Source organism: Undibacterium sp. Ji49W (genome assembly GCF_049340205.1).
Lineage (GTDB): Bacteria > Pseudomonadota > Gammaproteobacteria > Burkholderiales > Burkholderiaceae_D > Undibacterium.
This window is the reverse complement of sequence record NZ_JBMPOW010000020.1, coordinates 1-18,452: the sequence shown is the minus strand read 5'-3', so window position 1 is coordinate 18,452 and position 18,452 is coordinate 1. Positions and strand designations below refer to the sequence as shown.

At 51.2% G+C, this 18,452-nt stretch carries 17 protein-coding genes; 13 read left to right on the top strand and 4 right to left on the bottom strand.

Annotated features, from left to right (window positions below; all coding sequences use genetic code 11):
• Nucleotides 1-16 precede the first annotated feature (16 nt).
• Entirely contained in the window at nucleotides 17-1,003 is a 987-nt protein-coding gene (gene mltG / locus ACO0LK_RS21980) for an endolytic transglycosylase MltG (protein ID WP_422978860.1), read from the bottom strand.
• A gap of 141 nt (nucleotides 1,004-1,144) precedes the next feature.
• On the opposite strand from mltG, the gene ACO0LK_RS21975 reads away from it, so the two are divergent.
• Genes ACO0LK_RS21975 through ACO0LK_RS21965 form a run of 3 tightly spaced genes read left to right on the top strand, consistent with a single transcriptional unit; the run spans nucleotide 1,145 to nucleotide 3,270 of the window.
• A complete protein-coding gene (locus tag ACO0LK_RS21975) occupies nucleotides 1,145-2,185 on the top strand; it encodes a YgfZ/GcvT domain-containing protein (protein WP_422978858.1) in 1,041 nt (346 codons plus the stop codon).
• A 21-nt stretch (nucleotides 2,186-2,206) separates the two neighbouring features.
• Nucleotides 2,207-2,533: a DUF4936 family protein gene (locus tag ACO0LK_RS21970; RefSeq protein ID WP_422978856.1), complete on the top strand. Its 327-nt coding sequence runs from the start codon at nucleotides 2,207-2,209 to the stop codon at nucleotides 2,531-2,533.
• Nucleotides 2,524-3,270 (top strand): NRDE family protein, encoded by a 747-nt coding sequence (locus tag ACO0LK_RS21965; protein WP_422978854.1) that lies wholly within the window; start codon nucleotides 2,524-2,526, stop codon nucleotides 3,268-3,270. The genes ACO0LK_RS21970 and ACO0LK_RS21965 overlap by 10 nt, the downstream gene beginning before the upstream one ends.
• A 35-nt stretch (nucleotides 3,271-3,305) precedes the next feature.
• Here ACO0LK_RS21965 and ACO0LK_RS21960 read toward each other — a convergent pair whose 3' ends face one another.
• The 3 genes from ACO0LK_RS21960 to ACO0LK_RS21950 form a co-directional block, all read right to left on the bottom strand.
• Nucleotides 3,306-4,547 (bottom strand): MFS transporter, encoded by a 1,242-nt coding sequence (locus ACO0LK_RS21960; protein WP_422978852.1) that lies wholly within the window; start codon nucleotides 4,545-4,547, stop codon nucleotides 3,306-3,308.
• A gap of 101 nt (nucleotides 4,548-4,648) precedes the next feature.
• Nucleotides 4,649-5,959 (bottom strand): homoserine dehydrogenase, encoded by a 1,311-nt coding sequence (locus ACO0LK_RS21955; RefSeq protein ID WP_422978850.1) that lies wholly within the window; start codon nucleotides 5,957-5,959, stop codon nucleotides 4,649-4,651.
• 74 nt (nucleotides 5,960-6,033) lie between these two features.
• On the bottom strand, nucleotides 6,034-7,263 hold the full coding sequence (locus ACO0LK_RS21950; RefSeq protein ID WP_186945172.1) for a pyridoxal phosphate-dependent aminotransferase: 1,230 nt from the start codon (nucleotides 7,261-7,263) through the stop codon (nucleotides 6,034-6,036).
• 329 nt (nucleotides 7,264-7,592) lie between these two features.
• On the opposite strand from ACO0LK_RS21950, the gene bla reads away from it, so the two are divergent.
• The 10 genes from bla (at nucleotide 7,593) to ACO0LK_RS21900 (ending at nucleotide 18,220) form a co-directional block, all read left to right on the top strand.
• Nucleotides 7,593-8,480: a class A beta-lactamase gene (bla, locus tag ACO0LK_RS21945; RefSeq protein ID WP_422978848.1), complete on the top strand. Its 888-nt coding sequence runs from the start codon at nucleotides 7,593-7,595 to the stop codon at nucleotides 8,478-8,480.
• Nucleotides 8,481-8,629: 149 nt separating this feature from the next.
• A complete protein-coding gene (locus tag ACO0LK_RS21940; RefSeq protein ID WP_422978846.1) occupies nucleotides 8,630-9,007 on the top strand; it encodes an Mth938-like domain-containing protein in 378 nt (125 codons plus the stop codon).
• Nucleotides 9,004-10,692 carry a glycosyltransferase family 39 protein gene (locus tag ACO0LK_RS21935; protein WP_422978844.1) on the top strand — a complete coding sequence of 563 codons (1,689 nt, stop codon included), beginning with the start codon at nucleotides 9,004-9,006 and terminating at the stop codon, nucleotides 10,690-10,692. Before ACO0LK_RS21940 ends, ACO0LK_RS21935 begins: the two co-directional genes overlap by 4 nt.
• An 81-nt stretch (nucleotides 10,693-10,773) precedes the next feature.
• The gene (locus ACO0LK_RS21930; RefSeq protein WP_422978842.1) at nucleotides 10,774-11,901 is read left to right on the top strand and encodes a DegT/DnrJ/EryC1/StrS family aminotransferase; all 1,128 of its coding nucleotides are present in this window, start codon (nucleotides 10,774-10,776) and stop codon (nucleotides 11,899-11,901) included.
• 20 nt (nucleotides 11,902-11,921) lie between these two features.
• A complete protein-coding gene (locus ACO0LK_RS21925; protein ID WP_186945176.1) occupies nucleotides 11,922-12,887 on the top strand; it encodes a glycosyltransferase in 966 nt (321 codons plus the stop codon).
• A 10-nt stretch (nucleotides 12,888-12,897) separates the two neighbouring features.
• Nucleotides 12,898-13,824, top strand: coding sequence for a formyltransferase (locus ACO0LK_RS21920; RefSeq protein ID WP_422978839.1), 927 nt, complete (start codon nucleotides 12,898-12,900; stop codon nucleotides 13,822-13,824).
• A gap of 57 nt (nucleotides 13,825-13,881) precedes the next feature.
• Nucleotides 13,882-14,922 carry a bifunctional UDP-4-keto-pentose/UDP-xylose synthase gene (locus tag ACO0LK_RS21915; protein ID WP_186945178.1) on the top strand — a complete coding sequence of 347 codons (1,041 nt, stop codon included), beginning with the start codon at nucleotides 13,882-13,884 and terminating at the stop codon, nucleotides 14,920-14,922.
• A gap of 11 nt (nucleotides 14,923-14,933) precedes the next feature.
• The gene (locus tag ACO0LK_RS21910) at nucleotides 14,934-15,869 is read left to right on the top strand and encodes a polysaccharide deacetylase family protein (RefSeq protein ID WP_422978837.1); all 936 of its coding nucleotides are present in this window, start codon (nucleotides 14,934-14,936) and stop codon (nucleotides 15,867-15,869) included.
• A gap of 42 nt (nucleotides 15,870-15,911) precedes the next feature.
• A complete protein-coding gene (locus ACO0LK_RS21905) occupies nucleotides 15,912-16,388 on the top strand; it encodes a peroxiredoxin (protein WP_422978835.1) in 477 nt (158 codons plus the stop codon).
• A 116-nt stretch (nucleotides 16,389-16,504) separates the two neighbouring features.
• Nucleotides 16,505-18,220 carry a PhoH family protein gene (locus ACO0LK_RS21900; RefSeq protein WP_422978833.1) on the top strand — a complete coding sequence of 572 codons (1,716 nt, stop codon included), beginning with the start codon at nucleotides 16,505-16,507 and terminating at the stop codon, nucleotides 18,218-18,220.
• The last annotated feature ends 232 nt before the right edge of the window (nucleotides 18,221-18,452 follow it).

Genomic DNA, 18,452 nt, shown 5'->3' with positions numbered 1-18,452 from the left:
TTCTGGTGCCGGTATTTCAACGCTGATACTTATTAACGGCACGATTATGGTCATCCAGATTATGTGAAAACTGGCTGGTACCATTGCCACGCGCCACAAAGTATAAGGCATCGCTCTTGGCTGGACTAAATGCGGCTGCCAGCGAGTCCATACCAGGCAGGGCAATGGGTGTCGGTGGCAAACCGGCACGGGTATAAGTGTTATAGGGCGTATCCGTCAACAAGTCACGTTTGTATATTTTGCCCTGATACCGCTCGCCCATGCCATAAATGACGGTAGGATCAGTCTGCAACAGCATGCCAATCCGCAAGCGGTTGATAAACACTGCAGCGATCATATTACGTTCCGACTTTTGGCCTGTCTCTTTTTCGATGATGGAGGCCATGGTCAACGCCTCGTAGCGGTTTTTATACGGCAGATCAGACTCACGCTTTTTCCATGCTTCATCGAGTTTCTTCAATAATTGCGTATGAGCCTGCTGGTACAGCTGTACATCCGAGCTGCCTTTGGCAAACCGGTAGGTGTCCGGAAAAAACAATCCCTCTGCCTGACTGAATTCAGGACTGATCTTGCGCATCAGGTCGGCTTCGCTCAAGCCCTGGGTTTCATGCTTGATAGCAGGATGGGCATCGACCAGCTTGCGCATTTGCTGGAAGGTCCAGCCTTCGATGATGGCCAGGCTGGCCATGGAAAAGTCGCCATTAACGATTTTATTCAGCAAATCCTGTGGTGTCTTGCCTGCTTCAATTTCGTAAGATCCGGCCTTTACCTGGTTGGCCTTGCCCAAAACCCGGGCTAGCGCCTCAAGCAACATGGGGTTGACCGGCACACCGGCATCCTGGATCTGGCGAGCCGAGGCACGCACGCTGCTACCTGGCTTGATCGCAAATTCTATGGTCGGCCTGCCCTCAAACAGCGGCTGCTGCATCCACGAATAGAATCCGTAGCCAGCAGCGCATGCCAGCAATATCAGCAAGAAAAAAAGTTTTTTTATGAATCCCATGCAGGCAGCTTATTTAAAAATTGAGTGTGTTCTGACGCAATTTTGCGGACGCTACTATAATTCGCCTGAACAGGTGCAGGCGGTATTGTAAGGCCAGTACGAACAATAAGCGAATCAGCAAAGAAGAGTGAGTATATTAATATGATCTGGGAAGAATTTTTGTCCGGCCAAGGCGCTGTCATTGAAAACGGCGATACCCGGGGATTTGCGCCTCACTGGCAATCCACTGCCTTGCAAGCGGGCTTTGTCGCCCCTTTGACAGACCTGGGCCTGATCCTGGTCACTGGCGAGGATGCTGGCAGCTTTCTGCACAATCAATTAAGCAATGATGTAGAACATCTGAATGCTACGGATGTGCGTCGCGCAGCCTATTGCACCCCCAAAGGGCGCATGCTGGCCAGTTTTCTGTACTGGAAAAACGAGCAAGGCATAGTCTTGCAGCTATCCCGCCCTCTGCAAGCCGCAGTGCAAAAACGTCTGCAAATGTTTGTATTAAGAGCAAAAGCCAAACTGATGGATAGTAATTCCGAACAAGTAGTACTGGGCCTGGGTGGTTCAGCCGCTGCTGGCGTGCTGCAAAACTGGTTCCCGCAATTGCCCACCACGGCAAATACGCAAGTCACCAATGCATCAGGCAGTTTATTGCGCTTGCCGGATGCAGAACAACAGGCGCGTTTTCAATGGATTACCTCACCTGAACTGGCACAGCAAGCCTGGCCTACACTCAGCAGCCAGTTACAGGTTGTGAACACGGCGGCCTGGCGTCTGACGGATATACAGGCGGGTATCGCGATCATCCTTCCGGCTACGCAAGAACAATTTGTTCCGCAAATGGTCAACTTTGAACTGATAGGCGGCGTTAACTTCAAGAAGGGATGTTATCCCGGACAGGAAATTGTTGCGCGTAGCCAGTATCTGGGTAAGTTGAAGCGCCGCATGGGCCTGGCCAGAATAGCCGCCGGACAGGTATTGCCGGGCACGGAAATTTTCCATAGCGATGATGCAAGCCAGCCTTGTGGCATGGTAGTCAACGCCGAAGAAGAACAGACTGGCAGCAGCCTGGCATTGATAGAAATGAAATTAAGTGATCAGCAAGAAGGCAAACTGCATCTGGGTTCAGCTACTGGCACAGAGCTTGCGTTACTGCCCTTGCCTTACGAAATTTTGGACATTACGCAATAACTGACAACACTGACTGCATCCATGAAGCATGCAAGACCAGAAACGATAAAGACCGCCGATATGGATTGTTATATCTATTTTAAAACCATGAGCAGCCAGGAGACTGAAGTGATCCTTCAGGAACAACTGCTCCAGGACCATATGCGACAACAGTCTGGCAATGCCCATGGTTTGCAAAGAAGGCCATCTGCGCAAGATGGCCTGCACACCTGGATGGAAGTGCATCGTCAGGTCAGCCCGGATTTTGAACAGCAACTGGCACAAGCGTATGCCCAAACCCGTTTATCCGAATTGCTGCAGGGTGAACGACATATGGAATATTTTATGGATGTGAGCTTATGTGCCTGATTGTTTTTGCCTGGAAACTGATACCCTGCACACCGCTGATTTTTGCGGGTAATCGTGATGAATTCTACGAGCGCCCCGCTGCTGCTGCAAGCTGGTGGGAAGATAATCCTCATATCTTTGCCGGCCGTGACTTGCAGTCTGGCGGCACCTGGATGGGCATCACCAGTCAAAATGGTGCTGACAGCCTGACCACCAAATTTGCCGCCATCACCAATATCCGTGCCCCTGCAGAACGCCGTGAAGACGCACCATCGCGTGGTGAACTGGTCGCCAATTACCTCAACAGTGCGCTCAGCGCACAGGACTATATTGCCAGCATCCGTGATCAGGTGGCTGACTATAACGGCTTCAATCTGCTGCTGGGTGATCAGGAAGACCTGATCTGGTTTTCAAACCGACATCAGGATGACGTGCGCAACGGCCAGCCACTGCCGCCTGGCATTTACGGTATTTCCAATGCGTCGCTGGATACCCCGTGGCCAAAAGTTGTCAGAACCAAGGCAGAATTTGCCAGCATGATTTGTCAGCGTGCGCCAGTGGACGCCTATTTTGAAGTATTGGCCAGTACCACACCAGCACCCGACTGCCGCCTGCCGGATACCGGCATCTCGTTCGAGATGGAAAGATTATTGTCATCACCCTGCATCGTGTCGCCAGACTATGGCACCAGGGTCACAACGGTGCTGAAGGTCCACAAAGACTATCCGGCAGAATTTCACGAAAAACTATTGCGCTGATCGCAGACCGACGGCTGAAGCTACCGGCACATGCTTCAGACTTTTCGCAATGGAGCCCGCCATAGGAGAACGGCGGCGATCAATTTCAATATGCAGGGTAATACCGCATAAGCGATGGTCAATGCCTGTAAACCTCTTGGTGTACTGACACCTGGCACATACCCCAAAAATTCCAGCAAGGGCAAGGACAGGCCGGCAGCAAGAGCAAGATTCATTTTTGTTGCCCAGTTCCAGACGCCAAAATAACTCGCCTCGTTTTTTTCACTATGCCCCGCAGCGTGAATCACACCCGCCAGAATGGCAGGCGGCAAAGCCAGGTCAGCACCCAGGCTCATTCCCGAAAAAATGCAGATAATTGAAAATGCCAGGCTGTCACCCGCCCCCAAACCAACCACGCACATGAAACTGGCGATGGACAAGAGCATGGCCATCAGCCACGCCCTCACCTCTCCCTGTTTTTTTGCCAGATAGGCCCACAACGGCATGGATAGCGCCGCCGCCACAAAATACAGCAAAAGCAGGATGCCGGACAAATGGGCGATCTGCAATCTGTCTCTGGCAAAAAATAAAAACAGGGTTGCTGGTATAGCTGCGGCAATACCATTCATCACAAACACCGAAAACAAGGCGCGAAAACAGCGGTCAGAAAATAATTCTTTCAGCTTCAAAGAGTGATGCTTTGCTGCCTGGTTTCTGATAATGGCCGGTGTCTTTTTCGTCAGCAACCACCCCGTTGCCAGCAAGGCCAGCGTCAACACCGCTGCCAATACACTGGCATTGCCAAATTGGGTGATCAGCGCAGTGACAATGACACCACACAAGCCGAAAGCTTCACGAAAAGCAGTCAGCCGGACCCTTTGCCCTGGCTCCTGGGTTAATGCAGCGCCCCAACTCTGATGCGCAATACTGGCGATGCTGAAGCCGGAATAAACGATGATCAGCGTGACGAAAAACCAGCCAAAGGACAGATTCCGAATAGCCAAAGGCGGATGAAACAAGCCAATAAACCCTACTATCAACAAGGGGAGCGCCACCACAATATAGGGGGCAAAACCACGCCCGTGCGGACGACGGTCTATCAACTTGCCTATGTAAGGGTCAATGAAAGCATCCATTACCCGGGTCAGCAACAAGGCTGTCCCTATCATGGTCAGCGACATGCCAAAACGGTCGGCATAAAATTGCGGGACGTATACATAAATAGGCAGAGCCACCATCGCCAGTGGAAAACCAAACAGGGCGTAGGCAAGCAAATGGGACAGCGAAAGATTTTTCATGTCATCCAATCAGGAAAAGAAAACGGCGTAACCATTATTTCATGGTCACGCCGTTTTGACAGAATACGCTAACAGCCATGCACGACTGTTGGCAAATACTATCAGCTCAACTCTTCAAGTCGTAATTTGGTGACTGCACCAAACACAGCATCAAGTTTTTCGATTTTTTCTATCGCCGCGACGATATTTTTCTCTTTGGTCTGATGCGTCAGGATGATGATGTCGGTCTGTGTTTCGCCCTCTGCCGGTTCTTTTTGCAGCATGGCATCGATAGAAATCGTCAAATCAGCCAGAATGCGGGTGACATCGGCCAGTACACCAGGCTTGTCAGCAACATGCATGCGCAGGTAATAGCTGGTGACGATTTCTGACATCGGTAACACCGGCAAATCACTCAGGGAATGTGGCTGGAATGCCAGGTAAGGAACCCGGTGTTCCGGGTCGGCTGTTGCCAGACGCGTGATATCCACCAGATCGGCAATCACGGCCGATGCCGTTGGTTCGGAACCTGCACCTTTGCCATAATACAGGGTGGCACCTACGGCATCACCCTGCACCAGTACGGCGTTCATCGCGCCTTCTACATTGGCGATCAGTCGTTTTTCCGGGATCAGCGTAGGGTGTACGCGCAGCTCGATACCTGCATCAGTGCGCTTGCTGATACCCAGCAATTTGATGCGATAACCAAGTTCTTCTGCATAACGGATGTCGCTGGCCTGCAACTTGGTGATGCCTTCGACATGGGCTTTGTCAAACTGCATGGGGATACCATACGCAATCGAGGCCATGATGGTAGCCTTGTGTGCAGCATCCACGCCTTCGATATCAAAGGTAGGATCGGCTTCGGCATAACCCAGTTCTTGCGCCTGTTTCAGCACGGTTGCAAAATCCAGGCCCTTGTCACGCATTTCCGACAGGATAAAGTTGGTGGTGCCGTTGATGATGCCGGCGATCCACTGTATGCGGTTGGCAGTCAAACCTTCACGCAAAGCCTTGATGATGGGGATGCCGCCAGCAACCGCCGCTTCAAACGCCAGCATGACTGACTTTTCTTGCGCTGCTTTAAAAATTTCATTGCCGTGAGTAGCCAGTAAAGCCTTGTTGGCGGTAACCACGTGCTTGCCGTTGGCGATGGCTTTCAATACCAGGTCTTTGGCGATGCCATAGCCACCGATGAGTTCGATGACGATATCGATATCCGGATTGGTGACAACCAGATTGGCATCGCTTACCACTTCGCATTCACCATTGGTCAATTCGCGCGCCCGCTCAACATTCAGGTCTGCCACCATGGCAATCTCAATCGAGCGACCTGCGCGACGCGTAATCTCTAACTGATTACGCTTCAAGACGTTAAAAGTGCCGGAGCCGACGGTGCCTATGCCTAACAGGCCTACTTTGATGGGTTTCATATGATTTCTAAACAATAAATGGATGTTAATCAGGACTTGGGCAAAACCTTGACCACTGTTTTGCGCCTATCCCATTAATTGGTGCCGTGACGTCGTCGATATCCTTCAAGGAAATGCGCAATACGTCCGAAGGCTTCAGTCAGATCATCCGTGTTGGGTAAGAACACGACACGGAAATGGTCGGGATTGATCCAGTTGAATCCCGTTCCCTGTACCAGTAACACGCGCTGCTCGGTCAGCAGTTCATGGATAAATTCCTGGTCATCCTTGATCGGGTACATCAAGGGGTCCAGTTTTGGAAACATATACAGTGCAGCCTTGGGTTTGACGCAGCTTACACCAGGAATACTTGTTAACAGCTTGTGGGCCAGGTCACGCTGTTTCAACAGCCGTCCGCCAGGACCTACCAGATCATTGATACTCTGGTAGCCGCCGAGGGCCGTCTGAATGGCAAACTGACCAGGGGCATTGGCACACAAACGCATCGATGCCAGCATGTTCAGGCCTTCGATATAATCTTTTGCATGGCGTTTTTCACCGGATACCACCATCCAGCCGGCGCGGTAACCGCAAGAACGGTAATTTTTCGACAGCCCGTTCAGGGTCAGAAACAGCACATCATCCGCCAGCGAAGCGATTGAGGTATGTTCTTCGCCGTCATACAGGGTCTTGTCGTAAATTTCATCGGCAAAGACGATCAGTTGATGCTGGCGTGCCACTTCTACTATCTGCTGCAAAATCTCTACCGGGTACAGTGCACCGGTAGGATTGTTCGGGTTGATGACCACGATAGCGCGGGTGTTTGGCGTAATCTTGCTTTTGATGTCGTCAATGTCGGGCATCCAGTCGGCCGATTCATCGCAGACATAATGCACGGGCTTACCGCCAGACAGACTGACTGCGGCTGTCCACAAAGGGTAATCAGGTGCAGGCACCAGCACTTCATCGCCGCTGTTGAGCAAGGCATTCATGCCCATGACGATGAGTTCAGAAGCACCATTGCCGATGTAAATATCTTCGATGGTCACGCCACGGATATGTTTTTCCTGCGTGTAGTGCATGATGGCTTTACGCGGTGCAAACATGCCTTTGGAGTCGGTATACCCGGCGGCATTTTGCATGTTGCGTATCATATCCTGCACGATTTCGTCAGGCGGATCAAAGTTGAAAACGGCCAGATTGCCGATGTTCAGCTTGATGATCTTGTGTCCCTCGTCCTCCATCTGTTTGGCTTTTTCCATGACGGGGCCACGGATGTCATAACAAACGTCTGCTAATTTTTGTGATTTTTGTATAGGTCGCACCGCTGCAATCCTTGATAATATTCACAGGACATCCAGCAAGTTGCTCTGGCGTCACGCTCAAATCGCGTTTTTGGCCGAAAACCACTTGAATTGTCCTGATTAAGCCGCAATACAGAAAATGCTGCACTGCCGAACGTTCCATTCTGCACAAAGCGCCGGTTTTTATCAATGATAACTTCATCATCGTTATGAAATTAATATTGCATTAATACAGAATCTGTTACGTTGTTACGTTACTACAGCACAGTGTCTCCAAAATAAAACCAGAAACAAAAGTGTAACGTGTTTGCCTGCCTTTACAGTATTGCCTGAATAAAAAGATCATACCCATGAAAAAAATGCTTGCTTCCCTGATGATGTCCGTCAGCCTTTTACTGGTGTACCCTGGCATGGCGACGGCACAAAATGTGCTCGAAGCCATCGCGATGGACAGTGGCGGCAAACTCTGCGCCAGCCTGCTGGTGCTGGAAACCGGGCAAAGCCTGTGGCTCTTCCCAGATGCGCCTGCCCCTATGCAAAGTGTGTATAAATTTCCCATCGTTATGGCTACCCTGGCGGCAGTTGATCAGCACAAGCTCAAACTTGACCAGAAAGTGACCATCACGTCTGAAGATCTGGTTGGCGAACGCCAGCACAGCCCCATACGTGATGAACATCCACAGGGAAACATTGACATGCCGCTGCGGAAGCTCCTGCGCCACGCCATTGTTGACAGCGATGGCACAGCCAGCGATGTCTTGCTGCGCGTCTTGGGCGGGCCGGCGATAGTCATGCAATATCTGGAGCAACTGGGCATACACGACATCAAGGTAGTCGATACAGAAAAAGAAATGGGCAAAAACTGGACTATCCAGTACCGCAATTCAGCCACACCCAAGGCCATGATCAAACTCTTGCAAGTTTTCCAGCAAGGCAAGGGCCTGAGCCCTAAAAGCCGCGATTTGCTGATGAAATGGATGCAGGAAACCGATAGCAGCCCGGCCCGCATCAAGGGTTTATTGCCGGCAGAAACCATCGTCGCCCACAAGACCGGCACTTCCGGTACCCGGAATGGATTTACCGCAGCCCACAACGATGTTGGCATCGTTACCTTACCCAATGGCAATCATATGGCGGTGGCAGTTTTTTTAACAGACAGTACGGCCCCCCATACCTCCAGAGATTTGACCATAGCCAAAATCACCCGTGTCGGCTGGGACGCATGGAGTGGCAAGTGAGTCTGTCAAGTTAGCCTGTCTGGTAAGCATGAAAAGCAAGTATGGAAAGTAAGTGTAGAACCTTAGCCAACACAGCCCATCACATGAAGCCGCGTAAAAAACGTTACAATGCGCCACTTATTCCAGCCCTAAACTATAGAGCCATATAGATGAAGTTGCATTCCACCGCCACTCAGCAATACCAGACCATCACTGCTTATGACAAACACAGTGTGGAAATCAATGCGATCAGCTACAACTACAGCCTGATTGTGCTGCCCGAAAGCAAACCGCAGGCATGGTCGGCACAGAGCTTTGACCAGCTCAATGCAGCCGATTTCGCCCAAATCGAAGCGACCGAACCAGATGTAGTCATACTCGGCACCGGCAACCGCCAGCGTTTTATTCACCCTAAACTGACAGCCGCACTGGCCGCCAGACGCATAGGCGTGGAATGCATGGACAACCAGGCAGCCTGCCGGACCTACAACATCCTCATGGCCGAAGGCCGTAAAGTCGCCCTGGCCCTGATTATGGAATCCGCATGAAACAATCCCCTTATGATTCACCGCGTACTCTGTGGGCAATTGCCCTGGCCTTTCTGGCTATCTGGCTGTATATGCTGGGGTCACGCACCCTGGTACCCACCGATGAAGGCCGCTATGCCGAAATGGCACGTGAAATGCTGGCCACGGGTGACTGGATTACCCTGCGCCTGAATGGCATCAAGTATTTTGAAAAGCCACCACTGCAAAACTGGATGAATGCCCTCACCTTCGCGCTGTTTGGCCTGGGTGACTGGCAGGCACGCCTGTGGACAGGTGTGTGCGGCCTGCTGGGTGTGGCCGCAGTGGCCTATACCGGCAGCAAGGTATTCAGCTTTCGCATAGGCATCAGCGCCGCGCTGGTACTGGGTTCCAGTTTTTACTGGGCAGGCATGGGTCATGTCAATTCCCTCGACATGGGCCTGTCCGGCATGATGACTTTAAGCCTATGCGGCTTGCTGGTCGCGCAGCATGCCAGCAAAGGCAGCACGACGGAAAGAAATGCCATGCTGGTATGCTGGCTGGGCATGGCGCTGGCCACCATGTCCAAGGGCCTGATCGGTTTTGTCTTGCCTGGCGCCGTACTGGTCTTGTACACGATATGGACACGCGATCTGGGCTTATGGACGCGCCTGCATATGGGCAAGGGCCTGATCCTGTTCTTTGCTGTGACGGCCCCATGGTTTATCTTGATTGCCTTAAGAAATCCGGAACATCCACATTTTTTCTTCATCCACGAACATTTTGACCGTTTTACCAGTGATGTCCACAAGCGTGGCGGGGCATGGCATTATTTCATCCCCTTGCTAATTCTGGGCATCATTCCCTGGATAGGCATGCTGCTACAAGGTTTGAAAACTGGTCTGGGTGAAGCTGCCGGGCAATTCCAGCCACGCAAGATGCTGTTGATCTGGTCCGCATTCCTGTTTTTCTTTTTCAGCATATCCGGCTCCAAATTACCTGGTTATATCCTGCCTATTTTCCCTGCCCTGGCATTGTTGATCGCAGTTCATATCGAGGCTGTAGGCAATAAATCAGTAAAAATCAGCGCCGCGCTTTTGATACTGATCGGCATCGCAGGCCTTGGCGCTCTTGCTTACTTCCTGGGTAATCTCGATCCTGTAAAGCAAGCCTATGACATCCCGCTGTATCACGATTTCGCACCATGGCTGGTAGCGACTTGCCTGATCGCCATTGCTGGTGGCATAGGGGCCTGGTTGCTGTTGCGCAGGGGTGAGACAGGAAAAGACTGGGCCATCATCACCATTGCAAGCGCGGGTTACCTGCTTGGCCAGATTGCCTTCCAGGGACATGATCCATGGGGCAAATACATTGCCGGCACGGCGCATTTGTCAGCCATGCGTGCAGAACTGAAAGATCCTGCCACCCCCTTGTATGCGGTGGGCCGGTATGAACAAGCTTTGCCGTTTTATCTTGAGCGCACCACGATACTGGTTGAGTTTCCAGATGAAATGGAATTCGGGCTAATTCAAGAAAAGCAATTATGGATACCCAAGCGCGAGGATTTCATCAAAAAATGGCAATCACATCAGGATAAAGGCCAGCCGGCAGTAGCCATATTGCGCACCGACATTTATGAAGACTTGAAGAACACCGGTTTCCCCATGCGGGTGATAGGCCAGGACCCAAGGCGCGTTATCGTCGCCAACCTGGTCACACCCAAATAGATACTATGCCAATATACAAAGCATAGACGCACAACATTCCAAAAGAATAATATATTTACGCACAGTATAGAAAGGATCACCATGAGTGACGCGCCCACATTTCTGCCTTTTACCAAACCCAGCATTGATGAAGAAACCATCGCTGCGGTCGCAGAGGTATTGCGTTCTGGCTGGCTGACCAGCGGCCCCAAGGTAAAGGCGCTGGAAGAGCAATTGTCTGAGTATTTTGGTGGCCGTCCTGTACGTACCTTTAATTCTGGCACCTGTACCATGGAAATCGCCCTGCGTATCGCTGGCATAGGCGCTGGTGATGAAGTCATCACCACCCCCAATTCCTGGGTGGCGACTGCCAATGTCATCATAGAAACCGGGGCAACCCCTGTGTTTGCCGACATTGATGCAAAAACGCATAATATCGATCTGGACAAACTTGAAGCGGCCATTACACCACGCACCAGGGCCATCATCCCGGTTCACATGTGCGGTCTGCCCTGCGACATGGACAAGTTGTATGCCATTGCCGACAAATACAAATTGCGTGTAATCGAAGATGCCGCACAAGCCATAGGTTCAAGTTGGAAAGGCAAGCGCATCGGCTCGTTTGGTGACTTTGCCTCGTTCAGCTTTCAGGTCAACAAAAACATCATGACCGGCGAAGGTGGTTGCCTGGTACTAAATAATGCGGAAGAAGCGCGCCAGGCTGAAAAATATCGCCTGCAAGGTGTGACGCGCAGTGGTCTGGACGGTATCGATGTGGACGTGCTGGGTGGTAAATACAATATGACCGATATCGCCGCCGCCATAGGCCTGGGGCAAATGAAGCATCTGGCAGAATTCAATGCCAGGCGTGCAGCGCTGGCAAAACATTACTTTACCAGCTTCGGTAATGACTTCGAACAAGCAACAGGCGCAGAACTGCCCATCGCCGATTTTGAAAACAGCAACTGGCATATGTTCCACGTAGTATTGCCGGAAAGCGTGAATCGCGCCCATTTCATGCAGCAAATGCTGGACAAGCAAATCGGCCTGGGTTATCACTATCGTGCCATCCACCTGTTCAGCATGTACCGTCAGCGCGGCTTTACCGATGGCATGTTCCCGATTGCTGAACGTGTAGGAAAACAGATTGTTACTTTGCCATTATTCCCGGCAATGAATACGGAAGATGTCGAAAGGGTCGTGTCTGCGGTAAAATCCTGCCTTCTTTGAAATCGGTCAAAACAATACCAATGAAACCCGAACTCTCTGTTGTCATTCCCGTCTACAACGAAGAAGCTGGCCTGGCCAAGCTGTTTGCTAGGTTGTATCCAGCGCTAGACAATCTTGCCGCACGCGGTATCACCTATGAGGTGGTATTCATCAATGATGGCAGCCGTGATAACACGCCTGCCTTGCTGGCAGACCAGTATCGCCTGCGCCCGGATGTGACGCGCGTGGTGCTTTTCAACGGCAATTATGGCCAGCACATGGCGATTTTGGCCGGTTTTGAAGCAACCCGAGGTGAGATCGTAGTGACGCTGGATGCCGATCTGCAAAACCCGCCGGAAGAAATTGGCGCACTGGTCGATAAAATGCGCGAAGGTTATGACTATGTCGGTTCCATACGACGCAAGCGCCAGGATTCGGCGTGGCGCACCTATGCGTCGAAAGCCATGAACCGCTTCCGCGAAAAGATAACCCGCATCAAAATTACCGATCAGGGCAATATGCTACGTGCCTATGGTCGCAATGTCATCAACCTGATCAACCAGTGCAGCGAAGTGAATACCTTCGTGCCTGCGCTGGCCTACACCTTCGCCCGCAAGCCTACCGAAATCACGGTCGAGCATGAAGAGCGTTCTGCCGGCGAATCAAAGTATTCGATTTACAGCCTGATACGCCTGAACTTTGATCTGATGACCGGTTTTTCCATCATGCCGCTGCAATGGTTTTCCATGCTGGGCATGGTCTTGTCTGTCCTCTCGGGCGGCCTGGTGTTGCTCTTGCTGATACGCCGTTTTGTACTTGGAGCAGAAGCGGAAGGTTTGTTCACCCTGTTTGCGATCGCCTTTTTCATGATGGGTGTGATTTTGTTTGGCATAGGCTTGCTGGGTGAATACGTTGGTCGCATCTATCAGCAGGTGCGTGGCCGTCCGCGTTATGTGGTGCAGACCATACTGGAACAATCCAGTGCCGATTTGCCTGACGCGAACTGAGGAAGATCACATGAATACACCTCATTCCCCTGCCAGCGCAGTGGTGTTCGCCTATCACAGTGTTGGCGTGCGCTGTATCAAGACCTTGCTGGCACGCGGCATACAGATCAAACTGGTGGTCAGCCACCAGGATAACCCGGCAGAGACCATCTGGTTTGAGTCGGTCGCTGATTTATGCCACGAGCAAGGCATACCCTGCATTACCCCGGATGATCCCAAAGCACCTGAATTGAAGGCGCAAGTGGCTGAAATAGCCCCGGATTTCATCTTCAGCTTTTACTACCGCCACATGCTGCCGCTGGATGTATTGGCGCTGGCCAAGCGTGGCGCCTACAATCTCCATGGTTCGTTGCTACCCAAATACCGTGGCCGTGTGCCAGTCAACTGGGCAGTATTGCATGGCGAAACCGAAACCGGTGCCACACTGCATGAAATGGCGCTGAAACCGGATGCCGGTGCCATTCTTGCCCAGACTGCTGTCCCGATTTTGCCAGACGACACGGCGTATGAAGTATTTGGCAAGCTGACCGTGGCCGCTGAGCAATGTTTGTGGAGTGCCCTGCCCAGTCTGGTAGCGGGCGATTTCAAGACCTTGCCGAATGATTTGTCTGCAGGCAGCTATTTTGGTGGCCGCAAGCCAGAAGATGGCCGCATCAACTGGCAGCAAACTGCCCAGCAAGTCTACAACCTGCATCGTGCAGTGGCACCGCCCTACCCTGGCGCATTTACCGAGCAGGCAGGCCAGCGGTTTGTGATAGGAAAGGCACGATTATTCCATGGCGATGCGGCAAATTTGCCGACAGGCTTACATGTGGTGGATAATGTCGTCCTTGGCGTGTGCGGCGATGGTCGTGCATTGCACATTATTGAATTGTTAATGAACGACAAAGTCATTGCCGCGCAAGAACTGGCAGCCCATTTGTCATCGGCTGCATAAGTGCAGTAATTGCCAATTCTGAACTGACAAGCAACATTTACTTAAGAAGAACTCACTATGAAAAAAGTCCTGATACTCGGCGTGAACGGTTTTATCGGTCACCATCTGTCCAAGCGCATCCTGGAAACCACAGATTGGGAAGTGTATGGCATGGACATGCAAACCGAGCGTTTGGGCGACATGATCAATCATCCACGCATGCATTTCTTTGAAGGTGACATCACCATCAATAAAGAATGGGTGGAATACCATGTCAAGAAATGTGACGTCATCCTGCCACTGGTAGCGATTGCCACACCATCCACTTATGTAAAACAGCCGCTGCGGGTGTTTGAGCTCGACTTTGAAGCCAACCTGCCTATCGTGCGTTCCGCTGCCAAGTATGGCAAACATCTGGTGTTCCCATCCACGTCTGAAGTGTATGGCATGTGCCATGACGAAGAATTTGATCCGGAAGAATCCGAACTGATCTGCGGCCCTATCAACAAACCACGCTGGATTTATTCCTGTGCCAAACAGTTGATGGACCGCGTGATCTGGGGTTATGGCATGGAAGGCCTGAACTTCACCCTGTTCCGCCCTTTCAACTGGATCGGTGCCGGCCTGGACAATATCCATACACCAAAAGAAGGCAGCTCACGCGTAGTGACGCAATTCTTTGGTCATATCGTCCGCGGTGAAAACATTTCCCTGGTAGATGGCGGCGCGCAAAAACGTGCTTTCACTTATATCGACGACGGCATCGATGCACTGATGCGCATTATCGACAATAAGGATGGCGTAGCCACCGGCAAGATCTACAACATTGGCAACCCGACCAATAATTTCTCCATCCGTGAACTGGCACACATGATGCTGGATCTGGCGGCTGAATATCCTGAATACGCAGAAACGGCGAAAAAAGTCTCCCTGACTGAAACCACTTCGGCTGCCTACTATGGCAAAGGTTATCAGGATGTACAAAACCGTGTACCTAAAATCACCAATACCTGCGAAGAACTGGGCTGGAAACCGGTGACTACCATGCCAGACACCATGCGCAATATTTTCGATGCCTATCGCAGCCAGGTAGCCGAAGCACGCGCCCTGATGGACTAAGCCAGTACTACATGCCTACCATCGTTCTCAAGATCGACGTCGATACCTTTCGCGGCACCCGGGAAGGCGTACCCAATCTGGTACGCCTGCTGAAAAAACACCAGGCTGGTGCAACTTTCCTGTTTTCTCTCGGGAAGGATCACACTGGCTGGGCCTTGCGCCGTGCTTTTCGCCCCGGTTTTTTTCAAAAGGTCTCCCGCACCTCGGTACTTGAGCACTATGGCCTGAAAACCCTGATGTACGGCGTATTACTGCCCGCACCAGATATAGGTAGTTGCACGAAAGAAATGCAGGCTGTGCGCGATGCTGGCTTCGAATGTGGCATACACACCTGGGATCACGTGGTCTGGCAAGACAATGTACGCCAGCGCGGGCTGGAATGGACGCGCGATCAGATGCAGCAGGCACATCAGCGCTTCCAGCAGATTTTTGGCGATACGCCCAAAACACATGGTGCCGCCGGCTGGCAAATGAATTCGCATGCTTTTGCCCAACTCGACCAGTTTGGCATGCAGTATGCGTCGGACGGACGCGCCATGCTGAAAGATGATGGCAGTCTGCAAGACCCGGCTGCTGGCCCCTATCGATTGCAAACTGAAGCTTCCGTCCGGTCCTGCATACAGATGCCGACCACCCTGCCTACTCTTGATGAGTTGCTGGGACGCGACATTAACGGACTTGTCATTTCCGAGTCAAATATCGCTGCTAACATACTTCAATTGACGGCAATTCCAAAAGATCATGTATTTACTCTGCATGCAGAGCTTGAAGGACAGAAACTTGCCCCCATATTCGAGGAATTGCTGACAGGCTGGCACAAGCAGGGATACCGATGCATCTCCATGGCGGACTATTACCAGTCCATCAAGGATAGTGAGTTACCAGTACGCCCATTGTCATGGGCAAGCTTGCCAGGTCGTTCCGGAGAATTGGTCGCCCTGATCTAGTCTGTCAGCAACATTTCTCCACCCCTAACCAAGGAGATGACAGTGGCTGACACCCCCTCTGCACTAAATTGCCAGGTACCAGAATTTTCCGCTGCCATGACAGGCGGCAAAACGTTTCAATTAACTGACTATCTGGGTAAAAAGATCGTCATTTATTTTTACCCAAAAGACAACACTCCTGGCTGCACAACGGAAAGCATCGCTTTCCGTGATCTGCATGCGCAATTACAACAGGCGAATACCGAAGTATTTGGTATCAGCCGTGACAGCCTGCGCTCGCACGAGGGTTTCAAGAGCAAGCTGGCTCTGCCCTTTGATCTGATTTCCGATCCGGATGAGACTTTATGTGCCCTGTTCAACGTCATGAAAATGAAAAACATGTACGGCAAGCAGGTACGTGGCATAGAACGCAGCACATTTGTGATTGACGGCAACGGTAAATTAGTGAAAGAATGGCGTGGAGTCAAAGTAGCAGGACACGTTGATGAAGTACTCGAATTTGTGAGCGCCCAAACTTAATTGAACTCTCCAGAATTACTCTTGATAAAAGCCGCGAAAGACAGTGCCAGCAGCAATGCTGGTATGTCCTTAGCGGCTTTTAACTTTTCAGCTCTCACTTTTTGATTGAGGTTTTCATGCCATTGCCAAAAATGCCGACCAAACCAGCAGCACTGCTTTCGCCTAAAGATTATCCCAAAGCAGAAAAAGGCAAACCAGCCAAAACAATAAAATCCACCGTGCCTGAGAAAATCAAAACGGTAGAAGCTGTTCAGGCTCCTCAAAGAAAGAAAACAACAGTTACGCCCATCGCAGTTGCCAGACCTGTCGTTGCCGAAAGACCGGCGCCAGTTGTCAGTGCAAAAGCTGCCCCGGCAGCCGCTGCCAAGAGCAAGTTGCCGGACAACCGCGTTAAATCCGGCACCAGCCGTGCTGCGGACAAATCCGGTGTCAAAAAATTGTTTGTGCTGGATACCAATGTACTGATGCATGACCCTTCATCACTGTTCCGCTTTGAAGAACATGATATCTACCTGCCCATGATCACACTCGAAGAGCTGGATGATCATAAAAAAGGCATGTCGGAAGTGGCGCGTAATGCACGCCAGGTATCCCGTTCGCTGGATGCACTGGTGGGTGATATCGACCATCACGACATCGAAAAAGGGATCTTGCTGTCCAAACTGGGCAACAAGGATGCCAAAGGGCATCTGTACTTCCAGACCAAGTTGCAATCCGGTGAATTGCCGGTAGGCCTGCCCAAAGGCAAGGCAGACAATCAGATCCTGGGCGTCGTCACTGCACTTGAAAAAGAAATGCCAGGTCGCCCTGTGGTATTGGTATCAAAAGATATCAATATGCGCATCAAGGCGCGTGCCATGGGCTTGCCGGCAGAAGACTATTTCAATGATCATGTGCTGGAAGATTCCGACCTGCTGTATTCCGGCATCGTGCAATTGCCCGATGATTTCTGGAACAAGCATGGCAAGGGTATAGAAACCTGGCAAGAAAACCGCAACGGCCTAAGCACAACGTTCTACCGCATCACCGGACCGGTCATTCCTTCGCTGCTGGTGAATCAGTTTGTCTACCTCGAACCCAAGAATGGTGAAGCGTCTTTCTATGGTCAGGTCAGGCAGATCAATGGCAAGACAGCCGTGCTGCAAACCTTGCGTGATTACGGTCATATCAAGCACAGCGTCTGGGGCATTACCTCACGCAATCGCGAACAAAATTTTGCACTGAATCTGTTGATGGATCCAGAATGCGATTTCGTCACGCTGCTGGGTCAGGCCGGTACCGGCAAGACCTTGCTGGCATTGGCAGCAGGCCTGGCACAGGTATTGGAAACCAAAACCTACAATGAAATCATCGTCACTCGTGTCACGGTGCCGGTAGGTGAAGATATCGGTTTCCTGCCGGGTACTGAAGAAGAAAAAATGTCGCCGTGGATGGGTGCCTTTGATGACAACCTCGAAGTGCTCAACAAGTCAGACAATGATGCTGGTGACTGGGGTCGTGCCGCAACGCAGGACCTGATACGTTCGAAGATCAAGATCAAGTCTCTGAACTTCATGCGCGGTCGTACCTTCGTCAACAAGTTCCTGATCATCGATGAAGCACAGAATCTGACGCCGAAACAGGTCAAGACCCTGGTGACACGTGCCGGCCCTGGCACCAAGATCATCTGCCTGGGTAATATTGCGCAGATCGATACACCATATCTGACCGAAGGCTCCAGTGGTCTGACCTATGTGGTTGATCGTTTCAAAGGCTGGGCGCATAGCGGCCACGTCACACTGGCGCGTGGCGAACGTTCCCGCCTCGCCGATCACGCGAGCGAAATCTTGTAATTCGTTCTTGCTGCAGCAATGAAAAATGGCGCATATATCATATGCGCCATTTTTTTATTGAAGATTCACTTTATATAGAACTCATCCCTATTTATGAAATAAGTTCTAGGGGCTGTTAACATTCAATAAATCCAAAGGTAAGCAAATACAAGATTGATGAAGGAAAGGAAGTTTCTATCCAATTTTTCATACCGTGTTGCAAGCCTGCGGAATTGCTTTATGCGATTGAAAA